The following is a 14457-nucleotide window of genomic DNA, read 5'->3' as shown; positions in this document are numbered from 1 at the left end:
CGAACAGCCGGCAATGCCGGAGCCTTTCATGAACGCCCCCCTGACTTTGGCGGCCGCCGTGCCTACCCTTCCAGACCCGTCTGCCGCCCCCGCCGCCATCCCCGCGCCCGCGCGCTCCATCATCCGCTTCGAGCGGGTGGCGAAGACCTTTCCCGCCCGGAGCGGCCACGCGGCGGTGCATGCCCTCTCCGACATCACGCTGGACGTGCCGGAGGGCGCCATCCTCGGCGTCATCGGCCGGTCGGGGGCGGGCAAGTCCACCCTCATCCGCCTCGTCAACGGGCTGGAAAAGCCCTCCGGCGGGCGCGTGCTGGTGGATGACGTGGACATCGGCGCCCTCGACGAGGCCGCGCTGCGCAAGGAGCGGCGCTCCATCGGCATGATCTTCCAGCACTTCAACCTGCTGGCGCGCCGCACCGCCTTCGACAATGTGGCCCTGCCGCTGGAGATCGCCGGCGTGCCGCGCGCCGAAATCAAGGCGCGGGTCGAGCCGCTGCTCGATCTCGTCGGCCTGTCCGACAAGCGCGACCGCTACCCGGCCGAGCTCTCCGGCGGCCAGAAGCAGCGCGTCGGCATCGCCCGCGCGCTCGCCACCCGCCCCCGCGTGCTGCTCTCCGACGAGGCCACCTCGGCCCTCGACCCCGAGACCACCGAGCAGATCCTCGCTTTGCTGCGCCGCGTGAATGCGGAACTGAACCTCACCGTGCTGCTCATCACTCACGAGATGGCGGTCATCAAGGCGGTGGCCGACAAGGTGGCGGTGATCGACGGCGGCCGCATCGTGGAGGACGGCGCCACCTATGAGGTGTTCGCCCGGCCGCGCCACCCCACCACCCGCTCCTTCCTCGCCGCCCTGACCGCGAAGAGCCTGCCGCGCCGCGTCGCCGAGCAGCTTTCCGCCGAGCCGCGTGACGGCCGCGACCAGGCGGTGCTGCGCATCGTCTTCACCGGCCAGCACGCGCAGGACCCGGTACTGTCGCGCGTGTCGCGCCTGCTCTCGGTGGACGTGAACATCATCCAGGCCCAGGTGGACGAAATCGCCGGCACGCCCTTCGGCGTCATCGTGGTCTCGGTGCCGGGCGACGCGCCCACGCTCAGCGCCGTCATCAATGCCGTGGAACGGCTCAATCTGACGGCGGAGGTCCTCGGCTATGTTTGACATCACCTTCGGCCTGCTGCCGCCCACCATCGTCGACCTCATCATCGACGCCACCCAGCAGACGCTCTACATGGTGGCCGTCTCCGGCGCTCTCGGCACGCTCATCGGCCTGCCGCTCGGCGTGTTCCTCGCCACCAGCCGGGCGGGCGAGCTGTTCGCGGCGCCGTGGCTCAACCAGTCCCTCGGCCTCGTGGTGAATGCGGCGCGCTCCACGCCCTTCATCATCCTCGTGGTCGCCATCATCCCCTTCACCCGCCTTGTGGCGGGCACCTCCATCGGCACCAGCGCGGCCATCGTGCCTCTGACGGTGGCGGCAGCTCCCTTCATCGCGCGGCTCATCGAGGCCGCCATCCGCGAGGTCGACCAGGGGCTGGTGGAGGCGGCGCGGGCCATGGGCGCAAGCCCCATCCAGATCGTCGCCAAGGTGCTGCTGCCTGAGGCGCTGCCCGCCATCACGCTGGCCCTCACCCTCGCGGCGGTGTCGCTGCTCGGCTATTCGGCCATGGTGGGCGCGGTGGGCGGCGGCGGGCTCGGCGACCTCGGCATCCGCTTCGGCTACCAGCGCTTCATGCCTGAGGTGATGGCGGCGGTGGTGCTCGTGCTCATCCTTCTCGTGCAGGCGGTGCAGACCCTCGGCGACCGCCTCGCCCGCCGCCTCGACAAGCGCAGCCGCGGCTGAGCCCCGGCGCACACAGACCCTTACAAATTCAGATGGAGGTTTCCATGAAGGCCCTCGCTCTGGCGCTCGCCGCCGGCATTTCCCTCGTCGCGTTCTCTGCTTCCGCCGAGACCATCAAGGTCGGCGTCACCCCCGGCCCCCACGCCCAGATCCTGGAGAAGGTGAAGGAAGAGGCGGCCAAGAAGGGGCTCGACATCAAGGTGATCGAGTTCTCCGACTATGTGGTGCCCAACGCCGCCTTGTCGTCCGGCGACATCGAGGCCAACTCCTTCCAGCACCAGCCCTATCTCGACAACCAGATCGCCGATCGCGGCTACAAGATCGTTTCCGTGGGCAGCACGGTGAACTTCCCGATCGGCATCTATTCCACCAAATACAAGAAGTTCGAGGACATCCCGGCCGGATCGTCCATCGGCATCCCGAACGATCCCACCAATGGCGGCCGCGTGCTGCTGCTGCTCGCCGACAAGGGCCTCATCAAGCTGAAGCCCGGCGTGGGCGTGAAGGCTTCGGCGATCGACGTGGTGGAGAACCCCAAGAAGCTGAAGTTCGTGGAGATCGACGCGGCGCAACTGCCGCGCTCCCTCCCCGACCTCGCGGCTGCGGGCATCAACACCAACTACGCCAAGGAGGCCGGGCTCGATCCGGTGAAGGACCCCATCCTGCGCGAGGACCCCAAGGGGCCCTATGTCAACGTCATCGCCGTGCGCGCGCAGGACAAGGACAAGCCGTGGGTGAAAACCTTCGTCGAGATCTACCAGTCGCCGGAGACACGCACCTTCATCCTCGAAACCTTCAAGGGCGCCGTTCTGCCGAGCTGGTGAAGCGCTTCGCGGGCGCGGCTATGCTGCCGCATGCGGTCCAGAGTCCACGGCGATTCCAGACGGTGTTGAAAGCCTCCCGGGAACCGCCGCGCAGACGCGATCGCCAAAGATGACATACCCGTCGGAAAGCAGCGCCCGTGATCAATCAGCTTCGTCTCTATCGCATAAACCCCGATCTCAAGGATGTCTTTCTGGCCCGCTTCCGCGATCACGCCGCGCGGATCATGCGCGAAAGATATGGGTTCAAGATTGTCGCCATGTGGCTGTCGGACGAGCCGGACAATCTCAGATTCGTCTATATCCTCTCCTGGCCAGACCTTCCCGCGAAGGAGGAGGCGTGGCGGCGTTTCATGGCGGATGAGGAGTGGAATGAGATCAAGCGGGTGACCCGCGAGACGAGCGGAGAGCCCGTGCAGGGGATCGAAGACATCCTGCTCAATGCCGTCGGCTTCTCCGCGCCGCTCGGCGTGCAAGGCTAGGCACGGCACCTTCCAAGGCACCTCGGCTTCGGAGCGGCCGGGGGAAGATCGCGGCCGGGTATCGGAGCCTCACCTCCCGTCGCGGTTCGGTGTCGAGACTCCGCCAACCTCAGGTCTCCCCCGATCCCGGCGGGCGCCGGGGCGCCGCAGGCCTTTATTTCACCGCCACGATGAAGAAGCGGGGGAAGGCGAGGAGCACCTTGCCATCCACCCGCGGCAGGTAGGAATCGGCGAGGCGGGCGGCGTATTCCTCCAGAAACTGCGTGCGCTCGTCCCCCTCCAGCGGATCGATGAAGGGCCGAAGGCCCGTGCCCTTCACCCATTCCACAATGGCCGGGATGCCGTCGAGCGGGTGGTTGTAGATGGTGTGCCACACGTCCACCGCCCCCGCGTGGGGCTTCAGCATGTCGTAATAGGCGCCGGGCTCCGGCAGCACGGTGCGGGCGCGGGTGGCGGCGTGGAGCTTATCCGCCCACGGGCCGGCCATGGCCGTCTCGCGCATGGCGACGTGGGACGGCTCTTCCAGATTGTCCGGCATCTGCACCGCCAGCACCCCGCCGGGCGCCAGCAGCGACATGAGGCGCGGCAGGAGGGTGGCGTGGTCCGGCACCCATTGCAGCACGGCGTTGGCGTAGATGAGGTCCGCCGGCTTCGGCAACGTGAAGGTTGAGGCGTCACCGAGCGCGAAGGTGACGCCGGGCAGGCGGGCGCGGGCCGCCTCCAGCATGGCCGGCGAGGTGTCGAGCCCGAGCAACTCCGCGCCGGGAAAGCGCTGCGCCAGGATTTCGGTGGAATTGCCGGGGCCGCAGCCAAGATCCACTACGAACGCCGCGCTCTGAAGCGGCACCGCCGCGAGGAGATCGCGCGCCGGGCGGGTGCGCTGGTCCTCGAACTTCAGATATTGGCTGGCGTTCCAGTCGGCGGGCATCGGCGGCTCCGGGCGCGAGGAGGTCGGCGGCGCCACGGCGCGGCGCCGCAAGGGATGTCCCCCGCTTATACCAGCTTCGCCGCGGAGGGCGATCGGCACGGCGCAGTTCTCATCCCCAAGGGACGGGCTTGCCGAAGATAGGACGGAAAATCAGGCGCGAATGGCGCGGGCTCGACGGCAAAGGCCGGAGGGAGAGCGCGAGAAGAAGCGCGCGCGGCAGTCGGCGGAACGAACAGGTCGTCACGGCCTCAAAAAAACGCCACGGCGCGCGGAGGGCGCCGTGGCGAAGGCGTCAGGCCGCAGCCGAGACGTCGGTGGAAACCGAAGAGATGGTCTTCAGGATCTGCGAGGCGATCTGGTAGGGGTCGCCCATGGAGTTGGGGCGGCGATCCTCAAGATAGCCCTTGTAGTCGTTCTTCACGAACGAGTGCGGGACGCGGATGGACGCGCCACGGTCCGCAACGCCGTAGGAGAACTTGTTCCACGGCGCGGTCTCATGCTTGCCGGTGAGGCGCATGTGGTTGTCCGGGCCATAGACGGCGATGTGGTCGTCGAGGTTGGCCTCGAACGCCGCCATCAGCTTCTCGAAATACGCCTTGCCACCCACTTCACGCATGTAGGAGGTGGAGAAGTTGGCATGCATGCCCGAGCCGTTCCAGTCGGTGTCGCCGAGCGGCTTGCAGTGGAACTCGATGTCCACGCCGTACTTCTCGGTGAGACGCAGGAGCAGGTAGCGGGCCATCCACACTTCGTCGGCGGCCTTCTTGGAGCCCTTGCCGAAGATCTGGAATTCCCACTGGCCCTTCGCGACTTCCGCGTTGATGCCCTCGTGGTTGATGCCGGCGGCGAGGCAGAGGTCGAGGTGCTCCTCGACGATCTGGCGGGCGACGTCGCCCACGTTCTTGAAGCCGACGCCCGTGTAATAGGGGCCCTGCGGTGCGGGATAGCCGGCCTCGGGGAAGCCGAGCGGGCGGCCGTTCTTGTAGAAGAAGTACTCCTGCTCGAAGCCGAACCAGGCGCCGGCATCATCGAGGATGGTGGCGCGCTTGTTGGTCGGGTGCGGGGTGACGCCGTCCGGCATCATCACTTCGCACATCACCAGGGCGCCGTTGGTGCGGGCCGGGTCGGGATAGACGGCGACCGGCTTCAGCACGCAGTCCGAGCTGCGGCCCTCGGCCTGCTGGGTCGAAGAACCGTCGAAGCCCCACAGCGGCAGCTCCTCGAGGCTCGGGAACACGTCATATTCCTTGATCTGGGTCTTGCCCCGGAGATTGGGAACCGGGGTGTAGCCGTCGAGCCAGATATACTCGAGCTTAAACTTTGGCATTGCAGTCTCTCTGAGCCGATGACGTGAAATTCGGGACTTTACTTCTCGAACTCTTTGATTCAGGAACTCTTTGCAGCGTCCGGCCGTGAAGGGTCCACCGGCCGCGGGGGCCGGCGCATATCTAGCAATCCGCGTGCCAGCAGCGACCCCATAGCCGGACAACGGCTTTTTAACCGCCGCCGCAACGTCAGCTGCCCATTACTGCATCAGGATTAGGCCGAACCCTTAGGCGCCCCGCACACCCGCTGTGCAGCCACCCCGTGCGCAGCGCGGCGCCAGGAACATTCGCCATCGCCCGGGAACAAAAGCGCGGCTCCCACGCTTGGAACAAGGCATTCCGCTGCACTGCGAAAGACGCGCGCGGGCCATGCAGCAAACGCGCAAATAAAAGAGATAAGTGACGTCAATTTATATCCGCCTAAAAAATAGGCACTAAACTAAAATATACCGGCCTTGATGTATATGCAGGGTGCAAATCATGTTATGAAGATCCCAAGTGATGGCGCCCAGGAGGCTCATCGGACAGGAGACCGGAGTGATGACTGCGAACCACGAGCGCGAGACCGCGAAAATCTATGTCTTCCCGGTGAAGAATGACGCGAAGAACGGCATGCCCTCCAAAGAGGCGAAATGGGCTGCCGAGATCGCTGCCGTGGGAGCCGCGCAGGCCGTGATCGGAAGCAGCTGGTATCACGAAGAGGCGGTGAAGGCCGCCGATCTCCCCAACCGCCGCTGAACCATCGGGCTTGGGTCGGCGCCCTGCGCGCCGGCCATCCCGCGTCAGCGATGGACCGCTTCTTGCGTGACGTCCTCCCCGAGACCTCATCGGGTAGGACTTGCGACAATGGCCCTCGACCTCAACACAGACTGGACGAACGCGGAGCTTGCGGCCCTCATCGGCTCCGTGGTGGATGATCGCGACTGGCGTCTGGAAGTGAGCAAGGACGGCATCGCCTCCCTCGCCGACAAATCCGCCAATCCCACCGGCGCGGATTACGACGAGGGCCTGCACGGCTTCTTCGAGACCTGGATGGCCGGCACCGATTTCGTCGGCCCCTCGGCTGCGGGCGACAAGGACCTGATCGGCAAGATCGCCACCGCGCTCCGCGCCAACTACCCCACCCTGAAGGCCGACAAGTTCATCTACGTGGCGCTGTAGGCGCGCCGCACGCTCTGCCGGCAACGGTCCCGCGTGCAGCACGCGGGACAAGCCTCTGGAGCGCTTTCCCCTTTTTCCCAAACCCTTTAGGTTCACCCGGCCGGTTTCCGCCGGATCGCCTCATGCCGTCACGCGCCATGCAAGATGAGTCGCGCGGGCCGCCCTGAGCGGGGTCTCGGCAGGGCAGACAAAGAGCCGCCAAGCGGCCGGGTTCGGGAGGGGCGCGTGGGAACGGGCAGGCTGCGATACGATCACGAGTCCCATCCGCCGTTCGCCGTGCTCGTCGGCTCGGTGGCGCAGCACATGGGCCTGATGGCGGTGACGCTGGTGTTTCCGCTGCTGGTGGCGCAGGCGGCCGGCGTCGATGCCGAGATGCAGCGGCGCTATATCGACCTCGCCATGCTGGCCATGGGCGTCGCGACCCTCTTCCAGTGCTGGGGCCGGCCTGTCCTTTTCCTGCCCCGCATCGGCTGCGGCTATCTCCTGCCCGCGGTCTTCACCGCCGCCTATCTGCCCGCCGCCCTCTATGCCGCCCGCGCCGGCGGGCTGGGCGCGGTGGCAGGCATGACCATCGCGGCCGGCCTCGCGCAGGTGCTGTTCAGCCGCGTGATGCATCGGGTCCGCCCCTTCCTGCCCATCGAGATCGTCGGGCTGGTGGTGATGCTCATCGGCATCATCCTCGGCGTCGTCGCCATCAAGCTGATGGTGGGCTACAGCCCGTCGATGGCGCAGGTGACCCTCACCGGTACCGGCGGCGCATTGGCCGGCCTCGCGGTGATGGTCGCCCTCGCCGCCTGGGGCAGCCCGCCGCTGCGCGCCATGGCGGTGCTGGCGGGGCTGGCCGCCGGCACGCTGGTGCATGTGGGCCTTGGTTTCGGCCTCGGCGCGCCGCGGCCGCCCGTGGCGGTCGCGCCCCTGCTGGAGCCGATCCGCTGGCCGCTGGCGGTACCGAGCTTCAGCGTCGGGCTGCTGCCCGGCTTCCTCGCGGGCGCCCTCGCCTGCATCCTGCGCAGCTTCGGCGACATGGTGGCGAGCCAGCGCGCCAATGATCCGAACTGGCGCCGGCCGGACTATGCCAACATCGAGGCCGGCGTGATGGCCGACGGCCTCGGCACGCTGTTCGCGGGCCTCATCGGCACCATGGGCCTCAACACCTATTCCGCCAGCGTCGGCCTGTCGGTCGCCACCGAGGTGAAGGCCCGGCGGGTGGGGCTGGGCGTCGGCCTCGGCTGGATCGCCCTCGCCTTCATTCCCGGCTCGTCCGTGGTGGTGATGGCCATTCCCCGGCCGGTGCTCGGGGCCGCCTTGCTGTTCGCCTCCGCCTTCATCGTGCTGTCGGGCATTTCCATCCTCGGCCAAAGGATGCTGGATGCGCGGCGCACCATCGTGGTGGGCCTCGGCTTTCTCGTCGGCATCTCCTTCGACGAGATTCCGGATTTCTACGCCCGGGCGCTCTCCGCCTCGGCGCAGGAATTGCTCACCTCGTCGCTGGTGCTGGGCCTGTTCACCGCGCTCGGCCTCAATGCCTTGTTCCGCATCGGGGCGGTGAAGAGCCGCCACCTCGTCTGGACGCCGGCGGCGGGCCATGCGGTGCTGCGCCAGTTCCTCATGGATAGCGCCGCCGCCGATGGCGCCCGCACCGAGGAGGTGGGGCGCATCGCCCAGATCGCCGAGGAATTCGCCACCGCCGCTCCCTCCCTCGTGGAGGGGCCGGTGGAGGTGACGACACGATTCGACGAGTTCGTGCTGGACGTGGCCTTCGCCTGGACCGGCGGCGCACTCCAGCCGGGGCCGGTGCCGAGCTTCGATGCCGGCGTGGACGAGGACGCCATGCTCAACGGCATCACCTTCCACCTCATCCAGCGACTCGCCGACCGCACCCACCGCCGCACGCTGCCGGATGGCCGGCAGGAACTGCGCTGCGAGGTGGACCAGTAGGCGGATGGCGGGCAGCAACTGCGGGTGGTATGCCTGACGCGGTTGGTCGCACTATCTTTCGGGGGCAGGATGATGCCGGACATGCGCGCCGTCGGGGCGACCCTTGTCACCCTGGCCTTCGGACTTCTCGTCCCGGCGGGCGCCACCATGGCGGCGACAGCGCCGGGGTCGACCGATTCGAAGAAATTCCAGAGCTATCTCTATTCGGACGCCTACCGGGCCGCGCTGGCCGCCGCGTGGAAGAAGGTGCCCCCGGTCTCCCTGCCCGCCTGCACCAACCTCTCGGATGGCGATGTCTCGGTGACGCTGCAGCAGGAGGTGTCCTTCGACGCAAAGGGCCTGCCCAAGTCCGGCGCGTGGTGGGGACATTATCCCATCAAGGGCTGCGGCACGGAGCGCACCATCAACATCCTGTTCCGGGCCGAGCCTTCGGGCGTGCGCTTCCTCGTGACGCTGCCGGGGCACACCCGCGCCAACATCGTGCTCCAGCGTGATGCGCTCACCTATGCCTTCATCGGCGCCGGCACCAAGGTGGCCGACTGCAAGGACATGGAGGTGGCCGACACCGCGTTCGACGGCTTCGGCCTTACCCCCGGCGACAAGTCGGCGCCAGAGAGCGGGCCATGGCGCGAGACCTGGACGGTCGCGGCCTGCGGCAAGATGCTGGCGGTGCCGCTGGAATTCATCCCCGACGCCACCGGCACCACCATCAACCAGCGCCCTGCCGAGATCCGCGAGTTGAAGAAGTAGCACAGCCGAATTCCCGCGCCGCCTCCTGAAGGAAAGCGTGCACATAGGGCGCGAACGAGCGCCAGCACTCCAGCCGGAACGCGTCACCCACCCGCACCACCACCACCTCGGCCTTGCCGAGCAGCGTGCGCGTGGCCGAGCCGGGTGGGAAGGCGGCATCCGAGAGGTCGAGGGCGATCCCGGCGTTGAGAATGTCCGCCGCATGGGTACCGCTCAACAGGAACGCCGCATTGCGGTGCCCCACCGCCACCAGCGAAAAGAAGCGGCCGGCGAGATCGCTGGCGATGGCCGGCCCGGCGGCAGCCCCCTCCCCTGCGGGACAGACGAGGAGCCATTCCCCCGGCCCGAGGCGGGCGGCGAAGCGCTCCGGCGTGCCGCGCACGGTGTTAAGCGGACCGGAGAGATCGAAGCCCCCGGCGCTTGCCGGCAGCACGGCGCCGCGCGGCGCCTTCATCTGCAGCACGAAGCGGTCGGCGGGCGGCAGCACCCGCACGAGGCCGGACGCCGAAGGGGCGAGGATGGGCGCGCGCCGCGCGTGGATGGCAACCGGCTCAGGCATGAACGCCTCCTTCCACAAGACCTTCCACCCTTTTGCCCTCGGGATCGAGGAACACCGGGGCCACCACCTTCACCGCCGTGAAACCGGCCGGCGTCGTCACAAACAGCGTCTCGCCCATCCGCGCCCGCCCGCCGGAGACTACCGCCAGCGCGATGGGATGATTGAGGGTGGGGCTGAGATAGGACGAGGTGACATGCCCCAGCATGGTCATGGGCAGGGCCTGCCTGGTATCGGCGACGATCTGCGCGCCCTCCTCCAGCACCGTCCGCCCGTCCGCCGAGAGCAGGCCGACCAGTTGCTTGCGATCCGCCCGCGCCATGTCCGGCCGGGCGAGCGAGCGCTTGCCGACGAAATCCTTCTTCGCCTTGGAGACCATGCCGGAGAGGCCGACATCATCCGGCGTCACCGTGCCATCCGTCTCCTGCCCGACGATGATGAAGCCCCGCTCCGCGCGCAGCACATGCATGGCCTCGGTGCCGTAGGGCGTGATGCCGAAGCGCTGGCCGTAGCCGAACAGCGCCTCCCACACCGCTTGCGTGAAATCCGCCGGCACGTTGATCTCGAAGCCCAGCTCGCCGGTGAAGGACACGCGCATGAGCCGCGTCGGCACGCCGAGGATCTCCCCCTCGCGGACCGTCATCTGGGGGAAGGCCTGGGGCGAGAGGTCGATGCCCGTCACGAACGGCGCGATCACCTCGCGCGCCCGCGGCCCCTGCACGGCGATGACGCCCCATTCCTCGGTGATGGAGGTGAGGAACACATCGAGGTCCGGCCACTCCGTCTGGAGATAGTCCTCCATGTGTGCCATCACCCGCGGCGCACCGCCGGTGGAAGTGGTGACATGGAAGCGGTCCGGCGCCATGCGGGCGACGATGCCGTCATCGAAGATGAAGCCGTCTTCCTTCAGCATCAGGCCGTAGCGGCACTTGCCCGGCTCCAGCTTGGTCCAGCCGTTGGGATACATGCGGTTCATGAACTCGGCCGCATCCGGCCCCACCACCTCGATCTTGCCCAGCGTGGAGGCATCGAGCAGGCCGACGCTCTCGCGCACCGCCCGGCATTCGCGGGCCACCGCCGCGTGCATGTCCTCCCCCGGCTTGGGGAAGTACCAGGCGCGGCGCCACAGGGAGACGTTCTCGAACTTCGCGCCCTGCTTCACCGCCCACTCATGCACCGGCGCGGTGCGGATGGGGTCGAAGGTCTCGCCCCGCGCCGTGCCGACGATGGCGCCGAATGTGACGGGCGTGTAGGGCGGCCGGAAGGTGGTGGTGCCCACCTGCGGAATGTCCTTGGCCAGGATCTCCGAGACGAGGCCGAGGGCGGCCATGTTGGAGGTCTTGCCCTGGTCGGTGGCCATGCTGTTGGTGGTGTAGCGCTTCACATGCTCGACGCTCTCGAACCCCTCGCGCACCGCAAGGCCGATGTCCTTGGCGGTCACGTCGTTCTGGAAGTCGAGGAAGGCGCGCACGTTCTTCGGGTCGGCATCGGTGGGCAGCACCCGCGCCGCCTTGAAGCCGGTGGGCGTGGCCGGCGTTGCAGCGAAGGCGCGGGTTGACGGCGCGCCGGCCGCATCCGCGCCCGCCGCCCAGCCTTCGGCGAGGATGCTCGCGAGGTCATAGGTGCCCTTGCATGCGCCGGCCGAGCGCTCCGCCTGCACCGACGTGCCCGGCACGAAGGCGTCGATCTCAGTGCGGAAGGTGAGCTTGCCGCGCGACTGGGAGAAGAGATGCACGGCCGGCGTCCAGCCGCCGGACATGCCGACGCAATCGCAGGCCAGCGTCCGCCGCGCGCCGACGCTGCCGCCCGACAGCGGCGCCACAATCAGCCCCGTCACCGCCTTGCCGCCGGTGGAGCCGACGACCGTATGGCCGGCGAGAAGCTCGATCCCGGAGAGGAGCGCCCGCTCAGGGCCGATCTCGGCCTCGGGGCGCAGGTCCACGAGGGTCACGTCCAGCCCCACCGCCTTGGCATCCGCCGCCGCGCGATAGGCGGAGGCGCCGTTGGTGGCGAAGACGATGCGCCGGCCCGGTGCAACGGCGTAGCGGTTCACATAGGTGCGCACGCTATCGGCCAGCATGATGCCCGGCCGGTCGTTGTCGGCGAAGCCGAGCGGACGTTCATGGGCGCCGGTGGCGAGCACCACCTCCTTCGCCCGCACCTGCCACAGCCGCTCGCGCGGCAGCTTCGGGTCAGGGGCGGCGAGGTGATCGGTGACGCGCTCGGTGAGGACCACGTGGTTGTGGTTGTAATAGCCGAACGCCGTGGTGCGGCTGAGCAGCGTCACGTTCGCCCGCCCGGCCAGCGTCTTCAGCGCCTCGGCGACGAAGGCCGAGGCGGGCTTGCCATCGATGGTGGAAGTGAGATCGGCGAGGAGGCTGCCGCCCATCTCCGCCTGCTCGTCGGCGAGGATCACCCGCTTGCCCGCCTCCGACGCCGCCAGCGCGGCCGCGAGGCCGGCCGGGCCCGCGCCGACGACCAGCACGTCGCAATGGGTGTTGCGATGGACGTAGCGGTCCGCATCCGGCGCGTCCGGCGCGACGCCGAGACCGGCGGCGGCGCGGATGGCCGGCTCGTAGAATTTGTCCCAGAAGGACCGCGGCCACATGAAGGTCTTGTAGTAGAAGCCCGCCGTCAGCACCGGGGCGACGAGGTCGTTCACCTGCCCGATGTCATGCTCCAGCGAGGGCCAGTGGTTCTGCGAGGAGACCGTCAGGCCGGCGACCGCCTCCACCACAGTGGCGCGGTTGTTGGGATCGGCCCGGCCGGTGCCGCGATCCACCTGGAACAGGGCGTTGGGCTCGTCCGCGCCATGGGTCAGCACGCCGCGCGGGCGATGATACTTGAAGGAGCGGCCCATCAGCCGGATGCCGCTGGCGAGCAGCGCCGAGGCGAGCGTATCCCCTTCATAGCCCCCGACGGTGCGGCCGTTGAAGGTGAAGGCAATGGGCTTCTTGCGGTCGATGCGGCCCCGGCCGGGAAGACGGAAATCCTGGGCCATCAGCGATCTCCCGCGATATCGGGGCGCGGCTGGCCCATCTCGTAGGTGGTGATGAAGGCGTCGCTCACCGTGTTGCGCAGCGCGTTGAACCAGCGGCCGCAGCCGTGGGCGTGCAGCCAGCGCTCGGCATGGAGGCCCTTCGGGCTGGTGCGGGCGAAGAGATATTCGGCCCAGGCGGCGTCATCGAGGGCATCGGGATCAGCCGGGCGGGCGATGTGCGCCTCGCCGCCGCAGCGGAATTCCACCTCGGGGCGCGGCCCGCAATAGGGACAGGGAACGAGCAGCATGGCCTGATCTCAATGCGCCACCGCCGCCGCCGCCGCCTCGTCGATGAGGCGGCCGGTGCGGAAGCGGTCGAGGGTGAAGGGGGCGTTGACGGGGTGGGGCTCGTCGCGGGCGATGGTGTGGGCGAACACATGGGCCGAGCCCGGCGTCGCCTTGAAGCCGCCCGTGCCCCAGCCGCAATTCACATAGAGGCCCTTCACAGGCGTCTTGCCGATGATGGGCGAGCGGTCCGGCGTCACGTCGACGATGCCGCCCCAGTTGCGCAGCATCTTCATGCGCGTGAACTGGGGAAACAGTTCGCAGATGGCGTCCAGCGTGTGGGTGGTGATGTGGAGCCCGCCCTGCTGGCTGTAGGAGACATACTGGTCCGTGCCCGCGCCGATCACCAGCTCGCCCTTGTCGGACTGGGAGATATAGGCGTGCACCGCGTTGGACATGAGCACGCAGGGAAAGCACGGCTTCACCGGCTCGGAGACCAGCGCCTGAAGGGGGAAGCTTTCCAGCGGCATCCGCACCCCGGCCATGGCCATGACCATGGAGGTGTGCCCCGCCGCCGAGACGCCGATCTTCTTCGCGCCGATCGGCCCGCGCGTGGTCTCCACCCCGGTCACGGCGCCGTCCGGCCCGCGATGGATGGCGGTGACCTCGCAATTCTGGATGATGTCGACACCGAGCGCGTCCGCGCCACGGGCATAGCCCCACACCACCGCGTCGTGCCGCGCCGTGCCGCCACGCCGCTGGAGGGCGCCGCCGAGCACGGGATAGCGGATGTCCGGCGAGATGTTCAGCTGCGGGCAGAATTCCTTCGTCTGTTCCCGCGTCAGCCACTCGTTGTCGATGCCGTTGAGGCGGTTGGAATAGACGTGGCGCTTGAAGCTCTGCACGTCGTGCTGGTTGTGGGCCAGCATCAGCACGCCGCGCTGGGAGAACATGACGTTGTAGTTCAACTCCTGCGAGAGCCCTTCCCACAGCTTCACCGCGTGCTCGTAGAGGGCGGCGCTTTCGTCATAGAGGTAGTTGGAGCGGATGATGGTGGTGTTGCGGCCGGAATTGCCGCCGCCGATCCAGCCCTTCTCCAACACCGCGATGTTGCGGAGGCCATGCTCCTTGGCGAGGTAGTAGGCGGCGCCGAGGCCGTGGCTGCCGCCGCCGATGATGAGGACATCGTAGGCCGGCTTGGGCGTCGGGTTGCGCCACTGGCGGCTCCAGCCCGTGTGGGCATTCAGCGCCTCGGCGAGGAGGGTAGGAAGGGAGAAGCGGCGCATGGGTGTCTCTGAATGGAGAAACCGGGGGTGTCCCCTGTTCGACCGCGACAATGCGCCTGCCCGGTGCCCGGCTCTCGTGGAAATGCGACGGCAAACTGGAATGAAAG

The 14457-nt window shown here is 68.1% G+C and carries 14 protein-coding genes; 8 read left to right on the top strand and 6 right to left on the bottom strand.

Annotated features, from left to right (window positions below; genetic code table 11):
* Positions 1–28: 28 nt before the first annotated feature.
* The 4 genes from EJ105_RS10670 to EJ105_RS10655 all read left to right on the top strand — a co-directional run bounded on the left by EJ105_RS10670 (position 29) and on the right by EJ105_RS10655 (position 3141).
* Positions 29–1159: a methionine ABC transporter ATP-binding protein gene (locus tag EJ105_RS10670; RefSeq protein ID WP_250166311.1), complete on the top strand. Its 1131-nt coding sequence runs from the start codon at positions 29–31 to the stop codon at positions 1157–1159.
* Positions 1160–1229: 70 nt separating this feature from the next.
* Positions 1230–1838 (top strand): methionine ABC transporter permease, encoded by a 609-nt coding sequence (locus tag EJ105_RS10665; protein WP_250166392.1) that lies wholly within the window; start codon positions 1230–1232, stop codon positions 1836–1838.
* 32 nt (positions 1839–1870) lie between these two features.
* Positions 1871–2662 (top strand): MetQ/NlpA family ABC transporter substrate-binding protein, encoded by a 792-nt coding sequence (locus EJ105_RS10660; RefSeq protein WP_394041994.1) that lies wholly within the window; start codon positions 1871–1873, stop codon positions 2660–2662.
* Between the two features lie 137 nt (positions 2663–2799).
* Complete coding sequence (locus EJ105_RS10655; protein WP_250166309.1) at positions 2800–3141, top strand: NIPSNAP family protein; 342 nt, start codon at positions 2800–2802, stop codon at positions 3139–3141.
* Between the two features lie 154 nt (positions 3142–3295).
* On the opposite strand, the gene tam is transcribed toward EJ105_RS10655, so the two are convergent.
* Both tam and EJ105_RS10645 read right to left on the bottom strand, forming a co-directional pair.
* Entirely contained in the window at positions 3296–4069 is a 774-nt protein-coding gene (gene tam, locus EJ105_RS10650) for a trans-aconitate 2-methyltransferase (RefSeq protein ID WP_250166308.1), read from the bottom strand.
* A gap of 292 nt (positions 4070–4361) precedes the next feature.
* Positions 4362–5396, bottom strand: coding sequence for a glutamine synthetase beta-grasp domain-containing protein (locus EJ105_RS10645; RefSeq protein ID WP_024278179.1), 1035 nt, complete (start codon positions 5394–5396; stop codon positions 4362–4364).
* A gap of 538 nt (positions 5397–5934) precedes the next feature.
* Here EJ105_RS10645 and EJ105_RS10640 point away from each other — a divergent pair.
* The 4 genes from EJ105_RS10640 (at position 5935) to EJ105_RS10625 (ending at position 9243) form a co-directional block, all read left to right on the top strand.
* Positions 5935–6132: a DUF2735 domain-containing protein gene (locus EJ105_RS10640; RefSeq protein WP_024278178.1), complete on the top strand. Its 198-nt coding sequence runs from the start codon at positions 5935–5937 to the stop codon at positions 6130–6132.
* Between the two features lie 108 nt (positions 6133–6240).
* Complete coding sequence (locus EJ105_RS10635) at positions 6241–6555, top strand: hypothetical protein (protein WP_024278177.1); 315 nt, start codon at positions 6241–6243, stop codon at positions 6553–6555.
* Between the two features lie 225 nt (positions 6556–6780).
* Positions 6781–8493 (top strand): uracil-xanthine permease family protein, encoded by a 1713-nt coding sequence (locus EJ105_RS10630; RefSeq protein ID WP_250166307.1) that lies wholly within the window; start codon positions 6781–6783, stop codon positions 8491–8493.
* Between the two features lie 81 nt (positions 8494–8574).
* Positions 8575–9243: a hypothetical protein gene (locus EJ105_RS10625; RefSeq protein WP_250166306.1), complete on the top strand. Its 669-nt coding sequence runs from the start codon at positions 8575–8577 to the stop codon at positions 9241–9243.
* Here the strand turns inward: EJ105_RS10625 and EJ105_RS10620 are convergent.
* The 4 genes from EJ105_RS10620 to EJ105_RS10605 are packed head-to-tail and all read right to left on the bottom strand — an operon-like array spanning position 9203 to position 14350.
* Positions 9203–9802, bottom strand: coding sequence for a sarcosine oxidase subunit gamma (locus EJ105_RS10620; RefSeq protein WP_250166305.1), 600 nt, complete (start codon positions 9800–9802; stop codon positions 9203–9205). The two genes, EJ105_RS10625 and EJ105_RS10620, sit on opposite strands and share 41 nt — an antisense overlap.
* On the bottom strand, positions 9795–12800 hold the full coding sequence (locus EJ105_RS10615) for a sarcosine oxidase subunit alpha family protein (RefSeq protein ID WP_250166304.1): 3006 nt from the start codon (positions 12798–12800) through the stop codon (positions 9795–9797). The genes EJ105_RS10620 and EJ105_RS10615 overlap by 8 nt, the downstream gene beginning before the upstream one ends.
* Entirely contained in the window at positions 12800–13087 is a 288-nt protein-coding gene (locus EJ105_RS10610; RefSeq protein ID WP_250166303.1) for a sarcosine oxidase subunit delta, read from the bottom strand. The genes EJ105_RS10615 and EJ105_RS10610 overlap by 1 nt, the downstream gene beginning before the upstream one ends.
* A 9-nt stretch (positions 13088–13096) precedes the next feature.
* Positions 13097–14350 carry a sarcosine oxidase subunit beta family protein gene (locus EJ105_RS10605; RefSeq protein ID WP_250166302.1) on the bottom strand — a complete coding sequence of 418 codons (1254 nt, stop codon included), beginning with the start codon at positions 14348–14350 and terminating at the stop codon, positions 13097–13099.
* Positions 14351–14457: the final 107 nt, after the last annotated feature.

Origin of the sequence: Xanthobacter aminoxidans (assembly GCF_023571765.1) — a bacterium.
Taxonomy (GTDB): domain Bacteria; phylum Pseudomonadota; class Alphaproteobacteria; order Rhizobiales; family Xanthobacteraceae; genus Xanthobacter; species Xanthobacter aminoxidans.
Note: the sequence above shows the minus strand (reverse complement) of the source record. Positions and strands in the feature narration are given on the sequence as shown.

Coding starts and splice junctions, on each gene's coding strand:
- EJ105_RS10670 (WP_250166311.1), top strand. CDS start 29: ATGAACGCCCCCCTGACTTTGGCGGCCGCCGTGCCTACCCTTCCAGAC.
- EJ105_RS10665 (WP_250166392.1), top strand. CDS start 1,230: ATGGTGGCCGTCTCCGGCGCTCTCGGCACGCTCATCGGCCTGCCGCTC.
- EJ105_RS10660 (WP_394041994.1), top strand. CDS start 1,871: ATGGAGGTTTCCATGAAGGCCCTCGCTCTGGCGCTCGCCGCCGGCATT.
- tam (WP_250166308.1), bottom strand. CDS start 4,069: ATGCCCGCCGACTGGAACGCCAGCCAATATCTGAAGTTCGAGGACCAG.
- EJ105_RS10645 (WP_024278179.1), bottom strand. CDS start 5,396: ATGCCAAAGTTTAAGCTCGAGTATATCTGGCTCGACGGCTACACCCCG.
- EJ105_RS10640 (WP_024278178.1), top strand. CDS start 5,935: ATGACTGCGAACCACGAGCGCGAGACCGCGAAAATCTATGTCTTCCCG.
- EJ105_RS10635 (WP_024278177.1), top strand. CDS start 6,241: ATGGCCCTCGACCTCAACACAGACTGGACGAACGCGGAGCTTGCGGCC.
- EJ105_RS10625 (WP_250166306.1), top strand. CDS start 8,575: ATGCGCGCCGTCGGGGCGACCCTTGTCACCCTGGCCTTCGGACTTCTC.
- EJ105_RS10620 (WP_250166305.1), bottom strand. CDS start 9,802: ATGCCTGAGCCGGTTGCCATCCACGCGCGGCGCGCGCCCATCCTCGCC.
- EJ105_RS10615 (WP_250166304.1), bottom strand. CDS start 12,800: ATGGCCCAGGATTTCCGTCTTCCCGGCCGGGGCCGCATCGACCGCAAG.
- EJ105_RS10610 (WP_250166303.1), bottom strand. CDS start 13,087: ATGCTGCTCGTTCCCTGTCCCTATTGCGGGCCGCGCCCCGAGGTGGAA.
- EJ105_RS10605 (WP_250166302.1), bottom strand. CDS start 14,350: ATGCGCCGCTTCTCCCTTCCTACCCTCCTCGCCGAGGCGCTGAATGCC.